General features: G+C 35.9%; 1 protein-coding gene. It reads right to left on the bottom strand.

Features of this window, described 5'->3' with window-relative positions; all coding sequences use genetic code 11:
* Positions 1-141 precede the first annotated feature (141 nt).
* Positions 142-705, bottom strand: a complete 564-nt coding sequence (locus R8O11_RS26095) for a porin family protein (protein WP_015296308.1) — start codon at positions 703-705, stop codon at positions 142-144.
* Positions 706-888: the final 183 nt, after the last annotated feature.

The following is an 888-nucleotide window of genomic DNA, read 5'->3' as shown; positions in this document are numbered from 1 at the left end:
TAGCAACAGATTGAGTGAGTAAAATAGTCTCTTCAATTTTCTCCTTACTAAGAATTTCAGGTCTGGTTCATATATCACAACAAAAAATGCGAAGCTATTTAAGCTTCGCATTTTTATTATGGATTAGAATTATTAGCAATATTAGAATCTATATTCCACACCTAAAGATGCTTGTTTAAAGTCTGTATTTGTATTCGCACCATCAAATACATTTTCTGCATTCAATTCCACATCGTACCAAGTGTATTCTGCGTTAACTAAAAAGTTATCCGTTACTTTAAAACCTACACCAGCACCAGCAAATACCCCTTCGTCATCTTTGTTCCCATGGAATCCAGCAACGTTATAATCTGTCGAATACCACATTTGGCCACCTTTCGCGTACACATCCACTCTATCGGTGATTGGAGCCGTCACTTTCAATGCTGCGGTATAACCATCCGTATCTGCATTAGCCAAGTTGTTACCATAGCTACCAAAATCAATGTAGCCACCTTCCAACGCTAAGTAACGGTTAAAGCGATAACCCACCAATGCTTGCATTGCATCGCTGTCGTCATCGAAATCATCTTGTCCATCAACTTTTAAATAACCGTAGTTCGCACCTACATAAACGCCATGATCTTTGGAGTCCGCTGCGTAAGATAAAGTACTAAACGTTGCTAGAGAAAATAGACCAACCAGAGTAACAACATTGCTTTTCATTTCGTTCTCCTAAATTAACTGATTATCGAAAATTCCAATCATAAATTGCAAAAGCAATGCCAATATTAAATTCATGAAAAGCTATTTTAATTTAATAAGATTCTGACAATTAGCTAAAAACACTCGTACAAAAAACAAAATACAGGCTATTTATTTACCTTACACAAACAATATAAATGTAGG

Source organism: Vibrio sp. 1288, from assembly GCF_033344475.1.
Note: the sequence above shows the minus strand (reverse complement) of the source record. Positions and strands in the feature narration are given on the sequence as shown.